At 42.6% G+C, this 16058-nt stretch carries 10 protein-coding genes and 2 pseudogenes; 11 read left to right on the top strand and 1 reads right to left on the bottom strand.

Annotated elements, in window-relative coordinates:
* The first annotated feature begins 182 nt into the window (after positions 1 to 182).
* The 8 genes and pseudogenes from FR932_RS12260 to FR932_RS12225 form a co-directional block, all read left to right on the top strand.
* Entirely contained in the window at positions 183 to 968 is a 786-nt protein-coding gene (locus FR932_RS12260; protein WP_276269129.1) for a (Fe-S)-binding protein, read from the top strand.
* Position 969: 1 nt separating this feature from the next.
* On the top strand, positions 970 to 2469 hold the full coding sequence (locus tag FR932_RS12255) for a LutB/LldF family L-lactate oxidation iron-sulfur protein (RefSeq protein ID WP_019439386.1): 1500 nt from the start codon (positions 970 to 972) through the stop codon (positions 2467 to 2469).
* Positions 2470 to 2471: 2 nt separating this feature from the next.
* Entirely contained in the window at positions 2472 to 3185 is a 714-nt protein-coding gene (locus tag FR932_RS12250) for a LutC/YkgG family protein (RefSeq protein WP_019439385.1), read from the top strand.
* Positions 3186 to 3312: 127 nt separating this feature from the next.
* Entirely contained in the window at positions 3313 to 4215 is a 903-nt protein-coding gene (locus FR932_RS12245; protein ID WP_019439384.1) for a LysR family transcriptional regulator, read from the top strand.
* A 100-nt stretch (positions 4216 to 4315) separates the two neighbouring features.
* The gene (locus FR932_RS12240) at positions 4316 to 4960 is read left to right on the top strand and encodes a LysE family translocator (RefSeq protein WP_019439383.1); all 645 of its coding nucleotides are present in this window, start codon (positions 4316 to 4318) and stop codon (positions 4958 to 4960) included.
* A 253-nt stretch (positions 4961 to 5213) separates the two neighbouring features.
* On the top strand, positions 5214 to 6797 hold the full coding sequence (locus FR932_RS12235; protein WP_026032002.1) for an ABC-F family ATPase: 1584 nt from the start codon (positions 5214 to 5216) through the stop codon (positions 6795 to 6797).
* A 122-nt stretch (positions 6798 to 6919) separates the two neighbouring features.
* Positions 6920 to 7423: a helix-turn-helix domain-containing protein gene (locus FR932_RS12230; protein WP_151676836.1), complete on the top strand. Its 504-nt coding sequence runs from the start codon at positions 6920 to 6922 to the stop codon at positions 7421 to 7423.
* Positions 7405 to 8265, top strand: a pseudogene (locus FR932_RS12225) (IS3 family transposase); the annotation flags it as partial. The gene FR932_RS12230 and the pseudogene FR932_RS12225, both read left to right, overlap by 19 nt.
* Before the next feature lie 111 nt (positions 8266 to 8376).
* Here the strand turns inward: FR932_RS12225 and FR932_RS12220 are convergent.
* Positions 8377 to 9069: pseudogene (locus FR932_RS12220) on the bottom strand (IS6 family transposase).
* A gap of 582 nt (positions 9070 to 9651) precedes the next feature.
* Here FR932_RS12220 and FR932_RS12215 point away from each other — a divergent pair.
* From FR932_RS12215 to FR932_RS12205, 3 genes are all read left to right on the top strand, one after another.
* A complete protein-coding gene (locus FR932_RS12215) occupies positions 9652 to 10707 on the top strand; it encodes a hypothetical protein (RefSeq protein WP_019443018.1) in 1056 nt (351 codons plus the stop codon).
* 211 nt (positions 10708 to 10918) lie between these two features.
* A complete protein-coding gene (locus FR932_RS12210; RefSeq protein WP_019443017.1) occupies positions 10919 to 14701 on the top strand; it encodes an RHS repeat domain-containing protein in 3783 nt (1260 codons plus the stop codon).
* A gap of 5 nt (positions 14702 to 14706) precedes the next feature.
* Positions 14707 to 15951 (top strand): RHS repeat-associated core domain-containing protein, encoded by a 1245-nt coding sequence (locus FR932_RS12205; RefSeq protein WP_019443016.1) that lies wholly within the window; start codon positions 14707 to 14709, stop codon positions 15949 to 15951.
* Positions 15952 to 16058: the final 107 nt, after the last annotated feature.

Raw genomic sequence — 16058 nt, 5'->3', positions numbered from 1 at the left:
GCTTCACTTTATAGTCACGCAATAATTTAACTCATTGTTTTAAATTGAGTTATTATTTTTAACCAAAAGTTAAGATCACATAGCACCGTTAATTTACATATTTATGGGTGCTAATCACGTTCGTTTTTTGCCATGCTTACTTATATCATGCCCCAAAAAATAAGCTCGGTGAGCAAGGTGAGATGATGAAAGTTAATTTTTTTGTAACCTGTCTATGTGACGTCGTTAAGTCGAACGTAGCTAAAAAAACAGTGCTATTACTGGAACAGTTAGGCTGCGAGGTATTATTCCCTAAAGAGCAAGGCTGTTGCGGTCAACCGTCATTGAATAGCGGGTATATTGAATCAAGCAAGCCAGCGATGAAATCACTAATCCGTGCTTTTGAAGGCAATGATTACCCAATCGTGACGCCAGCGGGTTCATGTGCAGCAGCGGTAAAGAAATACCCTGAGTACTTAGCCGATGAGCCTGAGTGGGCGGTGCGTGCGCAAGCGATATCGGATCGCTTGTTCGAATTAACTCAGTTTATTGTTAACGAACTGAAGGTAGAAAACGTCGGCGCTAAGCTACCTGGGCGCGGCGTTTATCATCCTTCTTGTAGTCTTATTCGTAAATTAGGTGTGCGTGAAGAACCGCTTAAATTACTGGGTAATGTCGAAGGGCTAGAATTAGTCGGTATTAAGAATCAAGAAACCTGTTGTGGTTTTGGCGGTACCTTCTCAATCAAAATGGCCGAGATATCTGGCGAAATGGTCAAAGAGAAAGCCGCTAATATTACTGCTGTCACCCCTGATTATTTAATTGGTGCAGATGTGAGTTGTCTAATGAACATCGCCGGACGTTTATCGCGTGAAGGTAAAACAGTCAAAGTGTTACATATTGTGGATGTGCTAATGAGCAACATTGTTGATGATCTGAGCCAGTCAACGATTACCAATAATGATAGCCTTACCGTGGAGGTTAACTAACATGTCGATGAAAACCAGTGATGTGATCTTTAAACAGCGTATTAAAGATCAAATGCAAGATAGCTTTATGCGTAAATCGGTGGCCAATGCCCAAGAGCGTATGTTCACTAATCGTCAATTAGCCGCGGACAAACTCGGTAACTGGGATGAGTGGCGCGAAAACGGTAAGCAGATCCGTGAGCATGTATTAGACAACCTTGACTACTACTTACATCAATTAAGTGAAAACGTGCAGAAAGCCGGTGGCCATGTGTTTTTTGCTGAAACATCACAGCAAGCCACAGACTACATTGAAAACATAATCAAAGAAAAAGACGCTAAAAAAGTCGTCAAATCTAAATCCATGGTGACTGAAGAAATTGGTTTGAACGCAGTAATTCAACGTAACAACTGCGAAGTGATTGAAACCGATTTAGGTGAATACATTTTACAAGTTGATGATTGCGATCCACCGTCACATATCGTAGTACCAGCGCTGCATAAAAACCGTGAACAGATCCGTGATGTATTTGAAGACAAAATTGGCTATAAAGGCAGTTCTGATCCGGAAGAAATGACACGTTTTGTGCGTGAACACATTCGCCATGACTTTATCGAAGCGGATATTGGCATTACTGGCTGTAACTTTGCAGTTGCCGAGTCCGGCTCAATTAGCTTAGTAACCAACGAAGGTAATGCCCGATTAGCCACTTCATTACCAAAAGTACATATCGCGGTGATGGGTATGGAGCGTATTGTTCCAACCTTTGAAGAGCTGGATATCATGGTTAGCTTGTTATGTCGTAGTGCGGTTGGCCTGCCGTTAACGGGTTATGTCACCGCGATTACTGGTCCACGAGAATCCAATGATATGGACGGCGCTGAAGAGTTCCATTTAGTGATCTTAGATAACGGTCGTTCAGACATTCTAGCCTCAGAGTTTAAAGACATTTTACGTTGTATCCGTTGCGCTGCCTGTGTAAATACGTGTCCTGCTTATCGCCACATTGGTGGTCAATCTTATGGTTCTATCTACTCTGGACCGATTGGCGCGGTATTGTCACCATTGCTGGGTGGTTATGATGATTTCCAAGATTTACCGTATGCCTGTTCGTTATGCCAAGCGTGTAATGACGTCTGTCCGGTTAAGATCCCATTATCAGATTTGTTATTAAAGCACCGTGAAAAAATGGTGATTAAAAAGATCACACCATTGACGGAACGCATGACGGTATCGGCATTTAACTACCTTAATGCCAGTCCTAAGTTGTGGAACATGGCAATGAAGGTAAGCGGTAAAGTTGCGCCGAAAGTGATTAAAGATGGCAAGTTACCGATTAACGTTGGCGCTGTTGCTGAATGGACAGAAGCCCGCGACCTACCACAGCCAGATGGCGAGTCATTCCGCAGTTGGTTTGCTAATCGTGATGCTGCTGATGCAGGTAAAGAGTTGGCAGCTGTGACAGGTATCGTTAATCCTAAACCTAACCTTTACACTAACACTGACAAGGTTGAGAAATAATCATGCAAGCTAAGATACATAATCGCGATAGTTTTTTGGGTTCATTGGCCGCTAAACTGGGCCGTGAACTTAATACCCAAGGCGTTGTTCGTCCGCCATTGCCGCATAACCCGCATCATGATGTGATGGCAGGCTTTAGCCAGCAACAACTTACTGATGCACTTTTAGAGTTTACTAAGACTAATTTAAACTCGTTAGGCGTGAGCTGCACTAAAGCTGAATTACATGAAACCTTAATCAGTATTTGTACTGGTTTTCGCGCCGGCAAAATCGTCGTGTCAGGTGATAACCGCTTAGCTGAACTCGGCGTTGCTAATAGCTTAAAATTGCAGTTTGATGATGTCTATATTTGGGATGTTGATCAACATAATGTGGTTAACATCAAACAAGCAGAGCAAGCTAAAGTGGGCATTGTATTTGCGGATCAAGCATTAGCAGAGTCGGGGACCATGGTATTGCACAGCGCGGCATCGCATGGCCGTTCGGTCAGTCTATTGCCTGAAACGTCGGTATTTTTGATCCCACAAAGCCAAATTGTGCCGCGTATAACTCAAGCTGCGAAAGTGCTGCATGATAAAGCGCAAGCGGGCGAACGTTTACCGTCTTGCGTTAACTTTATCTCAGGCCCTAGCTCAACGGCTGATATCGAGTTAATCAAGGTTGTAGGTGTGCATGGCCCCATTCATGCCGCGTATGTTGTGATTGCCGATATGTAACGCGCATACCCACTGAACAGAGATGAGATCTATCACCCTCGCGTGTTACTGGATCTCGTTATCTTCAGTGGTTTACGTGTATAATTACTGTTATCCACTTCCTTCTTTTTAGTAAACCGAGAATTGCATGCCGCAAATTGATGATTTAGTGTTATTTACCCAAGTGATAGAACTTGGTTCATTTAGCAAAGTAGCTGAAGCGAACAAGGTCACTAAGTCTGTGGTGAGTAAACGTATCAGCCGTTTAGAAGAAGACTTGGGCGTGCAACTCATCTTTCGTACTACCCGTAAGCTGACGTTAACTGAAGCCGGTGAAATGTTGTTTTATCGTGCTAAAGGTATCGCCCAAACGGCGAAGAATGCCTTTGATACCGTGACCAGTTACAGTGAAACCTTAGCGGGTCATATTAAAATGTCAGTACCGACTATCTCGGGGGAGTTGTTATTAGCTCGAGCTGTGTCTGAATTTTGTGAAAAACATCCGGGACTAACCGTGGATATGTCGATGAACAATGATTTTGTCGATTTGGTTGCCGATGGTTATGACTTGGTGATCCGTACCGGCCATTTAGAAGATTCCAGTTTGATTGCTCGTCATATCTTTAATTCACGTTGGATGATTTGCGCTAGCCCTGAATACTTAGCCCTGCAAGGTGAACCGCAATTCCCCGAACAACTAGCGCCGTATAATTGTTTGGGTTATACCTGCCAAACTAGCGGTGCATTCAATTGGTTATTCACCCATGATGACGCGCCTTACAATGTTAAAGTATCGGGTAACTTTAGTTCTAACAATGCCGTGGCGTTAAAGCAAGCCGCATTGGCAGGGAAGGGCTTAGCCTACCTACCAAAATGTTTGGTTTATAACGAACTCGATAGTGGCAAGCTGGTGGAAGTATTATCACAGCAAACGGCCAAGGTGATCGGTATTTATGCCGTATATCCGTATACCCGTAAACCAGCGAAAAAAGTACAGCTATTGATTGAGCATATCCGTGCTTGTTATCTGGACATGAAAGAGAATTTTTAGAATTTTTTGGTTATTGATTTCACCTACAGCTTAAAAAGTAGGTGAAAATATCGCTAATTGTATTACAATCCAGTTCCTTTTTTTGTAATGCGAACTCTTCATGATTGATTTCTCTATTTTACCCGTCTATTTAACTGCTGTTGTAGCGTTATTACTTATTCCAGGTCCTGACATGTTGTTGATTGCCAGCTCAAGCTTAAGTTATGGCCGCAAGGTAGGATTATTTGCCAGCTTAGGTAACGCAACATCAGGTATTATCTTGACGTTATTAGCGGCGATGGGTGTTTCTGCGATGATCGCGATGAGTCCGATAGCCCTTAAAGCGCTGCATTTCTTGGGTGGTTTGTATTTATTGAAAATGGGTTGGGATTGTTTACGCACGAGTTCGGTAGTGGCACCTGAAGTGAATCAAACCAGTAAAATGGCGCGTTCGTTGTATCGTAAAGCGGTATTCAGCAATCTATTAAACCCAAAAGCATTATTGTTCTTTGTGTTGTTTTTACCGCAATTTGTGTCATCAAACATTGCAACTTCGTCTGGCGAGCAAATGTTAGCGCTAGGTTTATTGCTGAATGTATTAGGTTTGTTGTTTAACTTATTGCTAGTCGTTACTGTCGGTACATTAGGTAAATCACTGCTAACTAACGAACGCTTCCACATTTATCAACATAAGATCATGGGTTCGGTGTTTGTATTACTTGGCGCTTGGTTATTATTCTCGCAAGTACCAGCTGCGGTTGGTTAGTTTCATCATATCTGTTTCCTTGTATAAATAGCCACTCGCTAAAAACAGCTTAAAACACCGCTTAAAAGCCTAGCTGGATTGCAAGGATGCAGTCAGTTCATTCACCAAATAAGCTCCAAAGTAATATTTTCAGTTATTCACTTCTTTTTACTAATCAGACTACGTGATTTACGTCACATTAGGTGATATACTCCGCCAACTTAAAATTCAGTAATCTATATTTTAGTCCATTTTCTGGACAGGAGCGTTCCCTATCATTAGCACAGCAAATATTACAATGCAGTTCGGTGCCAAGCCACTTTTTGAAAATATCTCAGTAAAATTTGGTGGCGGTAACCGTTACGGTTTAATCGGTGCTAACGGTTGTGGTAAATCAACATTCATGAAAATCCTAGGTGGCGATTTAGATCAAAGCTCTGGTAACGTGAAACTTGATGAAAACGAACGCCTTGGTAAATTACGTCAGGATCAATTCGCATTCGAAACTAACACGGTAATTGATACTGTGATCATGGGCCACGCAGAAATGTGGACTGTGAAGGAAGAGCGTGACGCAATTTATGCTAACCCAGATATGTCTGAAGCAGATGGTATGCGTGTTGGCGATCTAGAAAGTGAATTTGCAGAGATGGACGGCTACACAGCTGAATCTCGTGCAGGTGAACTACTCATCGGTGTTGGTATCCCAGTAGAACTACATTACGGCCTAATGAGTGAAGTTGCTCCTGGTTGGAAACTGCGTGTACTACTAGCACAAGCACTATTCTCTGATCCAGATATCTTACTACTTGACGAACCAACGAATAACTTGGATATCGCAACGATTGACTGGTTAGAAGAAACACTAAACGCACGTCAAAGCACAATGGTAATCATCTCGCATGATCGTCATTTCTTAAACAGTGTTTGTACTCACATGGCTGATCTAGATTTTGGTGAACTGCGCGTTTACCCAGGTAACTATGATGACTACATGTTTGCTGCTGCACTAGCACGTGAACAACTACTAACAAGTAACTCGAAAAAAGAAGCGCAAATCACCGAGCTTAAAGCATTCGTTGCGCGTTTCTCTGCAAACGCATCAAAAGCAAAACAAGCATCATCACGTGCTAAACGTCTTGATAAAATTGAGCTTGATGAAGTTAAAGTGTCTAGCCGTCAAACGCCATTCATTCGTTTCGAGCAAGAAAAACAGCTTTACCGAAATGCACTAGAAGTTCAAGGTCTTACAAAAGGCTTTGATGAAGGTCCGTTATTCTCTAATTTCAAGAGCATGGTTGAAGTTGGCGAACGTATCGCAATTATCGGTACCAATGGTGTTGGTAAAACAACATTAATGCGTATGTTAGCAGACGAACTTACGCCTGATGCGGGTGAGTACAAATGGTCTGAAAACGTAAACATCGCTTATTATGCACAGGATCACGAATCATACTTCGAAGAAGATCTAACGCTAATGGAGTGGATGAACCAATGGAAAGAAAAAGGCGATGACGATCAAACTGTTCGTGGTTTCCTAGGTCGTTTACTATTCTCTAATGATGACATTAGCAAGAAAGTAAGTGTACTGTCTGGTGGTGAAAAAGGTCGTATGCTTTACGGTAAATTGATGATGCAACGTCCTAATGTATTATTAATGGATGAACCAACAAACCACATGGATATGGAATCAATCGAAGCATTGAACATGTCTCTTGAGAAGTATGAAGGTACATTACTGTTCATCTCTCATGACCGTGAGTTTGTATCTACAGTTGCTACACGTATCTGGGATATTACACCAAACGGCATCGTTGATTTTGACGGTACTTATGAAGAATACCTTGCAAGTAAATAATAGCCATTAACCGAGTAACTCGTTACTTGGTTTAATGTTTATTGCTTGTAAAAAAGGCCATCACATTGAAGTGTGAACTGACCCCCAATAGTTGGACAACCAATTATTAGGGGTCTTTTTTTATGTCAAAATATAGCCGTGAGTTTAAACTTATCACTGCACAACAGTGTCTAGATGGTAAGTCATCTAGAATATTAGCGAATGAACTATCAATACCCTCTCAGTTAATTCGATATTGGACTCAAGTCTTTGCAATTCATGGCACAAATGCATTCCTGCCAAATTTGCATGCCAGTAATGCAAAAACAAAGCTACAAGCATTAAAATTAATGTGGACAAATGAATGGTCTCTCAATCACACTAGTGCCATATTAAATCAGTCTTCTCCCGGTACGCTCTCTGTATGGTTAAAAAAATATAACGAGTTTGGCTTAAGAGGACTTGAACGCTCCTCAATAAGTAGGCTTACAATGAAGCAATCTAATACGACCACAAAACCAGATAGTGAAATGACAACAGAAGAGCTGAAAGAAGAGCTTGCTTATCTACGAGCAGAGAATGCTGTGTTAAAAAAGTTGGAAGAGCTAGAGCAGGCAAAGCGCCGGCAAACAAAGAAAAAACGGTAACGGTTTTAGCTCTCAAAAATAAACATGCTCTAAAGCACCTTCTTCAAGCCATTCAGTTGGCTAAAAGTGTGTTCTATTATCAAGTAAAAGTAAGTGAAAAACCGAATGTTTATGAGCGTGAGTTAGCGCTTATCAAAGAAATTTATCATGAACATAAAGGTCGCTACGGCTATCGCAGAATTCACTTAACACTGAAAAGGCAAGGCTTTATGCTAAACCATAAAACGGTGCAAAGACTGATGGCTCAATTAAATCTAAAATCGACAGTAAGACCTAAAAAATACAGTTCTTATAAGGGCGGAGCTGGAAAAACGGCACCTAATGTACTTGAACGAAACTTTAATGCTACTAAGCCAAATGAAAAGTGGGCAACCGATGTCACTGAATTTAAGGTGAGGGATCAGAGAGTTTATTTATCACCAGTTATAGATCTATTTACTAAAGAGATTGTCGCTTATAAGATAGCTAAAGATGCCCGTTTGCCACTGGTTACTGATATGTTAAGAGATGCTATCAATAATTTAGATGAGCATTCAAAGCCAATAGTACATAGCGATCAGGGATGGCAATATCGCCATAGGGGATATCAAAAACAACTAGCTGCGCATGGACTGACACAAAGCATGTCGAGAAAAGGGAACTGCTTAGATAACGCAGTGGCAGAAAATTTTTTTGGCTTATTAAAAACAGAAATGTATCATAGGCAGAAATTCAAAGATGCCGATGAATTGATAGAAAAGCTTGATGAATACATCGAGTATTACAACACGAAACGGATTAAGGTCAAATTAAAAGGCCTGACTCCGATAGAATATCGAAACCAGGCCTTACAAGCCGCTTAACTAAAATGTCCAACTTAATGGGGTCACTTCAGTGACGGCCTTTTTTTTAGGTTCTGTCGCAAACTCAGATTGTGGGTTCTAAATTAAAGAGGCACTTTTCCTCAGATACAATTATGCAGATAAAGAATAAAACTGCTCCCAGGACGTCATTCCTTCTGAGTTAATCATCTGTCCTTGCTTAATCATGGAGCAGACTTCAACACCTGCCAAGGTTGATTCTGCACCAATCCAAGACTTCCATCCTAAACATTGATGCATTTTACCTTTCACTTTTCGATGACTTTGTTCAACAATATTGTTGAGGTATTTAACTGCCAATACTTCGATCATACGCAACATGTATCCACCTAACCAAAGGCTAATATTGATGGTATCTAACGCTGCTGCATTCGCGCCACTTTTATCGATAACAACTTTACTTGGCAATCCACTACTGCCTATCGCTTTATCAAAGAAGGCCCGTGCATCCTGTTCATTAGGCGTCTCACTCAAATAGAAATCAATAATAGCGCCATACTTATCGACGGCTCTATAGTAGTAGACCCAATTACCTTTGACCTTAATATAGGTCTCATCCATGCGCCATGAATCAACTATTTTACGTTTTCTTTTTCTGAAATTGGCTTCAAGTAATGGCGCATATTTTATCACCCAACGATTTAATGTTGAGTGGTCAAAATGAATGTTACGCTCAGCAAAAATCTCTTCTATTTCACGGTAACTTAATTTGTACGCTAAGTAATAACGAAGTGCTTGCATGATGATCTCTTGCGGGAAATGGCATCCTTAAAAGTTAAGTTTCATGTTAATAATACTCGGTTATCGTGACGTTGCATTATCAATATATCGCTTCACTTCGTCAACTTTGCGACAGAACCCAAATACGTACATACGAATAAGAATTCATTTAGTGCGCACTACCTTGCATGACTTCAACCTTCCTTAAGCACCCAAGCCAGAACAAAGAATAAAAGCACAAAAAGAAAGTCCACTTAAGCCTTGATTGGCAGTAATTAAAAATATCAATATCTTACATTCACTTAAACACGCTTACGTAAGCTTAATTGTACGGAGTAAATTAGGTTGATAACATTGGTGAAAAATCACCCATGACTAGGTATCTATATATGGGTTGATATATCTATTTGTTCTATGGGTTTTAATTGACCTGAACGATTAATGGTATCAAACCTGTCTCTTAGTCACAAAAAAAGGAACCTTTTTGGAAAACCATGTTCGCTAAAACTCAATGACTATGGTCGTAGAATTCCGCTGAATTTTGTAAAAATAGGAAAGAAACTGTTGGCGGATATTAAGTAAAATATTACGGTAATTTCAGATAAAATACTAAATATAACAATATCTTAAATTTAGGAGTTTGATTAAGTGATAAAAATAATTGCACTAATAATGATTGGGTTGTTAGCCCCTGTGAGCAGCGTGTTGGCCAATGGTGGCCCTCCTGATTCTGGGATTAAGTCAGTGAAAGTATATACCCATTCTGGTATAAGTAGCTCCGCAATCTATAACAACGGTCTTATGCAGGCCGCAATTAATGTCGTATACGAACTTGCCGATGGGTATACGCTAGGCGAAGTGGAGCTAAAGCATCTATATACAGGAGCGGCGCTGGATAATTGGGCTGTAACTGAAAAAGGAAATGACTTCTTACATGACATAAACGCCGTTCGCAGTCCCCGCTCCGCCGCTTCCCCCTCTTCTGCCTCATACAAGACGTTGTATTTATCGACAAAATCAAATCATGATGCGTCAATTTGCGTTGAACTTACCGCAAGTAAGGATGGCTCAACCTCCAAATTCTCCACTTGCGAAGGTGATACGAGCTATGGTTCGGTTTATTTGAATGTCCATGTTAAAAAGACTTACACATTGATGGACGACTTTGTAGTGACCAAAAAAGATTCAGGTTGGGTGAACTCAACTTTCAATATCTCGAAGCGATACACAGCGCAAGGCTTCAATTTACACAGCGTTGATTATAACGGCGCGCACCGTCAGCCTGGAAGTAATAAGAAGTACCTTATAGGTTCAAGTTCTCTTGCGAAGGGCACACTTGGAAATGATGCCATTAACAGTGCGTTTTACCTTTACGCTCCTAATCAAGGCGGAATTACAGATTCTTTTCCTCTCTACAATCATCACCAAACTCCAACTAGCTGGAGTGAAGGCAGAAGTGAAATCTATAATATTAACACGACTAATTCATTAGTATTCTCCTTGTTAGTCGGAAGAGGTAATAGTTATATTGATGGAGATGGGAAGGAACGTATGCATGATGGAGTTTTTTTATATCGCCAGTTAAAACCCGATCATCTAAATAAGGACATTTATTTCTATGACTCATATGGAAATAAAGGCGAGATTAGTATCGCTAGGAAGACAAGTTGGGGCTATCGATATGGTGACTATTCCATCTTTTAGGCTGTAAGTATGATGTATCTATTGAATTCAAATACTACCTACCATGACGTGATGATTGAGGAAAGAGATAACTTTCATCGTCACTTTCATTGTACCGATAGTTATTGATAGGTGGTTACATCTCAACAACTTCCAGAATTCAACTATAATCGGAAGGGGTTTTATTGACTCCTTTCTTCTCTTTAATTAAATCTTAACGAAGATAGTAATCATGATTGAAAGTAATGCATCTAATTTTTCTGAACACATTAATACCGGCGTTGACCCACGGACGGGAAGCTATTCTTTTTCTGTTAACCTAGGTGAATTCCTATCCCATAAAACATCAGGACCTCCTTTTTCCTTATTGCTGAGCTATAACGCTGCAAGTTCACTGGATATGGGGTTTGGTCGGGGGTGGGGGATTTCATTAAGTAGATTCAGTAAGTCGAGCAATACATTATCGTTATCCACTGGGCAAAGTTTTAAGATTGAATGGAACGCCAGCGAAAATGAATATGATATTCCTTACCGAAAGCTAAAGGATATGAGGGTATTTTATCTGAATGCCAGCAAAGAAATAAAAGTGGTCTATAAAGATGGCCGGCAGGATTTTATCAGTTATCAAGAGGGAACGCTTAGTCGGTTGGTCTCACCACAAGGCCTTGTTATTCAATTTGAGTACGGTCAGTTTAAGAATGAGTCTGTGCTGTGGCGTATATACGACAGTGCCGGACGTGAGTTAACTATTGATTGGTGGACAAACAAGTGGCAGGCGGTAGTGAGGCACAGTGTAAATGCTACTGTTTATCAGCAGATGATATTCGATAAGTTGGGGGGGGGAAGAGACATTCATCTGTCTTCCATTACGATGCCAGAGCAACCTTCACCCATCGAGATAGAATACCGCTTTGTGAAGAGCAGTGGTTACGATGTGATAGAAAAAGTGACTCATGCATCAGGTATGATTGAGGAAATGACCTACCTTGATAATGGTCACTCCTTACCCAACGGTGCCCCCCTTTCCAAAGTCCCTTATATTACCGAGTATCGTAACGCGCCCGGTAAAAATCAGCCTGAGCAGGTTATAACGTACTCGTATTCAGATAAAAACTACCTGGGGTTTGCCAGTGACCAAGCCTGGATATCGGGTGAAGACACCTTGTTTCGGGCGCGCAGGGAGTACCAATACAGCAGCACCGAAACCATCAATGGCAGTCAGTCGGTGGTGCGCGTTTACAACAAGTATCATTTGCTCGCGCACGCTGAATATCGACAAAATGGTACGATGTATAAAAAAGAAGAGAATGACTATTTTGCCAACCTAGATATTGGTATTGAATACCAGCCAGCGACGTACAGTTTTGTCAACGAGCAACGAACCACCTATTACCAGGGTGGGAAGCAGAAAACGTTCAGCATAACGTACAATTACGATGACTATGGTAACCAGACCTACATTAAGCAGGTAGGCAGGAGTAAAATAACCCGCACCTTCTACCCTGCTTCAGGGGAAGGTAGCCATTGTCCAGCCGAGCCTAACGGTATGGTGTCGTTGCTCAAACGAGAATCTTTTATTCCGGCCAGTAGCGCTCATGGCGAAGTTCCTCGTCATACAGATATGACCTATCTGTCACTTCCCAAGCTCAATAGCAGTAACGAGTACTTTGTGCTGATTAAGAGGCAAACCTATCATGACCACAGCGTGCAGATGGCTTATTGCACCAACAAGAGTAACCACTATGAATATGGCCGTCTGGCAACACAAAAAGTTACGGTTAACGGAAAGGTAAGCACGGTCACCTATGGTTATGACTTCAGTACTGACGCAGTGAAGACAACCCTACAGCTTAGAACCCATGACGGGCTTACTGCCAACACGTCAAGTACCATGACCTACTTGGACGGGCAAGGTACTGAAAGTGTCAATGCTGAAGGCATTGCAATGACGTCTACCTATGACGCTATCGGTCGAAAAATGACTGATACGGTGGCTCCCGGTACCGCTTATGCGGCAACGGTTCGCTTTAGTTATGAGCTTGGCAGCGGAATCAATGCGCTAACCACAACGGACGCAAAAGGAAATAAGCTGGTTCAGCACTTTAACAACGCTGGTAAGGAAATTAAAGTGCAGCAAAGTGATGCTAGCGGCTCACTAAAAACTATTCGTCAGCTTTTTTATAATAACTTCGGCCTGCTGGTAACCCAAATTGACAGTGACTGGCTTGAGGGGAAGCAGCTGAGTTTAACCACAACGTATGAATACGATACCAATGGGCAGGTTAATAGAGTCACTCATCCTGATGGCAGAATAGAGTTAATTACCCAGAATTTGGCGACACTGACAATTGTTAATGAACTCCCAGGGCTATCGAAAGAAATTACGGTTTATAATAATGCCGGGTTGGAGGTGTCTAAAGAAACATTAGATGCGGCAAGTAATCGTCTGGCCTACACCCAATACAATTACGATGGCTATTCCAACCTGATTAGCACCACCGACACCAATCAACATGTAACTACGCAAAGCTACGACAACAGTGACCGGGTAGTAGCGACCAACAAGACAATTAATGGTAAAACCGTGGCGCAGTCAGTTGAGTATGCCAGTTTTACCACCGACGCATTACCTACTAACATTGCGGTCGATGATATCAACCTGGGCCAGTGTCAATACGATGGTTTGTCACGCATGACGGAAGGTGAGGTCGCAGGGGTAAATAGAAGTGCCAGCTACACCGGCTCCTCAATGATGCCATCAGCGCAAACCACGCCACACGGTGATACGCTACGATTCAATAACAATAAATATCACCAGTCCCCTCTCTCAGTCGATATCGCAGGGCAATTAGACTTAGCCAAAGTGTTTGATTATGATGCCGTCACCGGTGATATAACGCGCGCGCAGAACCTAAGTGGTCAGCAGGACTTCAGTTATAATCAACTTGGCCAGCTGCTATCAGAGTCGGTGCAGTTAAATGATGGTACCAAGCGTAGTGCCACGTACAGCTATTCATTGCAGGGAAAGTTGCTCTCAAAGGCAGACTTCTTTGGTAATAACACAACCTATCACTATGATGAACATGCCCGATTACAGACCGTGACTTCAACAGAAGGTAGTCAGACTACGACCACCACTTTAACTTATGACGCTTATAGTCGCCCGGTGAGCTATGACACCCGCAATGGTGACGATGTGGTGTCGATTAATCTGGCGTTTAATACAACAGGGCTGGAGACCAGTCGAACCGTCACGATAAATGACGTTGAAGAGTTTACCTTAACGCAAGCTTTTAACAGTGATTTACAAATCAGTGAGAAGGTGTACCGGGAGGGGGGTAACGTAACAACTGAAACCATGACCTATGATGACCTTCATCGATTAGTAACTTATGTTTGCACTGGTCCGAATGCGCCAAAAGATGAATACGGCAATATCATCAAAGCCCAACGCTTTAATTATGACGTGTATAGCAATGTCACCCAGGCAGAAAGTAACTTTACCGACGGCACAACCAATATTGCCACTTTCACCTATGCCAGCGATAACCCTGTTCAGTTACAGGACATGAGCAATACCCATTCCAGCTACCCAAGTAGGAGCTCCTTTAATTACGACGCAGCTGGGAATTTACTCGCCGACGAGCAAGGTAGGACCTACCATTATAACGTACTGGAGCAGATGGAAAGCGTTACAGAGGATGGGCAGGAATTGTCGCGTTATCATTATGACGCAATGGGTCAGGTGGTATCACAAACCCATGAAGACCACCTTATTTACCTATATTACCAGGGGGAGAAATTGGCGAATGAATTATCGGAAGGTGTACACACCAGCTACCAGCGAGTAGGCGGGGCGGCAGGAAGTCGTACGGTTCAGTCAGGGAACTCGAATCAACACCAGTTTCTCATTCCCAATAGCCAGGGCAGTATTCTGTCCACCCTGAGTACATCTGAAACCACTGACGAACGAGTGCAGGCTAATCGCCAATACACGCCATACGGAGAAGGGTAATTAACGTGAAAGACAACAGAAAACTATATCGACCAAAAGCACCATTCCATCAACACGTCAATGCGTCACGGCGACAGTTTATCAAACGTTCATCGGCATTAGTGGCGGCTTACCCACTGGCGAGCTTAACACCAGTCATGGCGGCAGCGAGTCAGGCAGCACAACCAAATGCTGCGTCAAGCCGACTGGCTGAAAATTCCATGGGCTTTAACGGGGAGCGCAAGGACCCGGTGACCGGCTTGTATCACCTGGGCAACGGTTACCGTGTCTATAACCCCAGACTGATGCGCTTTCATGCCATGGATTCGATGAGCCCGTTTGGTAAAGGGGGCATCAACTCCTACGCCTACTGCCTGGGAGACCCGGTAAATTTAAGGGACCCAAGCGGTCACTTTGCGATAATGAGCCTGATAATCGGCGCCGTCATTGGCGCCGTCATTGGCGCTAGCGTTTCAGCAGCCGTGGAAGGTATTCGAGCTGCCACCACTGGAACCAGCTTCGACTGGAAACAAGTCGGGATAGGGGCAGCTCTAGGCTTTCTCAGTGGTGGCTTTGGTGCGGCTGCGGTCGGAGCAAAAACCGGCGTGCAAGTTGGCCTTGCTGTAGCGGATGCAGTGGTGTCGGGGGCGGCGGACTTTGGAATTAATGTTGCAGCAGGCGCAAGCCCTAAAGACGCAGCGATAAACGCCGGTATCGGGGCGGTGATTGGGCTTGCTACATTTGGGGTGGGTAAGGGAGTAGGCAAAGTTCTAGGTCAGCGTACTATAAACAATGCGATGAAGAGTGCTAATAGGGCAAAAGGCACTCTAATAGCTCGCTCAAAGTCGTTTGCAAGTTTGGCCAATGAAAGTTATTTTCTTAGCAACGCCGGAAGTGTTACCATTCGTGCGCATGGTGATACAGGTATTGTTGGTTTAAAGGAAGGGCTTCTTTCTGGGCGAGAACTTTCAGATGTTATTTCTAAAAATGGATATGATCATTATCCGCGTATTAATCTAGAAGTGTGTCATAGTGCAGATGGTGGAACTTTATGGTCTATAGGGCAGGAACTGTCAAATCGTACGGGAAAAATAGTAAAAGGGTTTAAAGGCGAGGTAAATATGTCAGTCTTCCGAGATCTTCATAGCCCGCGCTCAAGCGTATTTACCCCACAGTCGCGGCCAAGACAAAGAATTACTTCTTTACTTAACCGTATAGCTGTAAATGATAGTCGTGAATATTATTATCATAGACATCCTAATTGGCGATAATAATTATACCTCCTTAGAACATAGGCCGCCTGCGGCGGCCTATGTTTATTCTGTGACAACAGAATAAATACCCCAACACTTGCAATAAACGCAAAAAAGGTATATTT

The sequence above is a fragment of the Moritella marina ATCC 15381 genome, assembly GCF_008931805.1.
Classification (GTDB): Bacteria; Pseudomonadota; Gammaproteobacteria; order Enterobacterales; family Moritellaceae; genus Moritella; species Moritella marina.
Note: the sequence above shows the minus strand (reverse complement) of the source record. Positions and strands in the feature narration are given on the sequence as shown.

Coding starts and splice junctions, on each gene's coding strand:
- FR932_RS12260 (WP_276269129.1), top strand. CDS start 183: ATGATGAAAGTTAATTTTTTTGTAACCTGTCTATGTGACGTCGTTAAG.
- FR932_RS12255 (WP_019439386.1), top strand. CDS start 970: ATGTCGATGAAAACCAGTGATGTGATCTTTAAACAGCGTATTAAAGAT.
- FR932_RS12250 (WP_019439385.1), top strand. CDS start 2,472: ATGCAAGCTAAGATACATAATCGCGATAGTTTTTTGGGTTCATTGGCC.
- FR932_RS12245 (WP_019439384.1), top strand. CDS start 3,313: ATGCCGCAAATTGATGATTTAGTGTTATTTACCCAAGTGATAGAACTT.
- FR932_RS12240 (WP_019439383.1), top strand. CDS start 4,316: ATGATTGATTTCTCTATTTTACCCGTCTATTTAACTGCTGTTGTAGCG.
- FR932_RS12230 (WP_151676836.1), top strand. CDS start 6,920: ATGTCAAAATATAGCCGTGAGTTTAAACTTATCACTGCACAACAGTGT.
- FR932_RS12210 (WP_019443017.1), top strand. CDS start 10,919: ATGATTGAAAGTAATGCATCTAATTTTTCTGAACACATTAATACCGGC.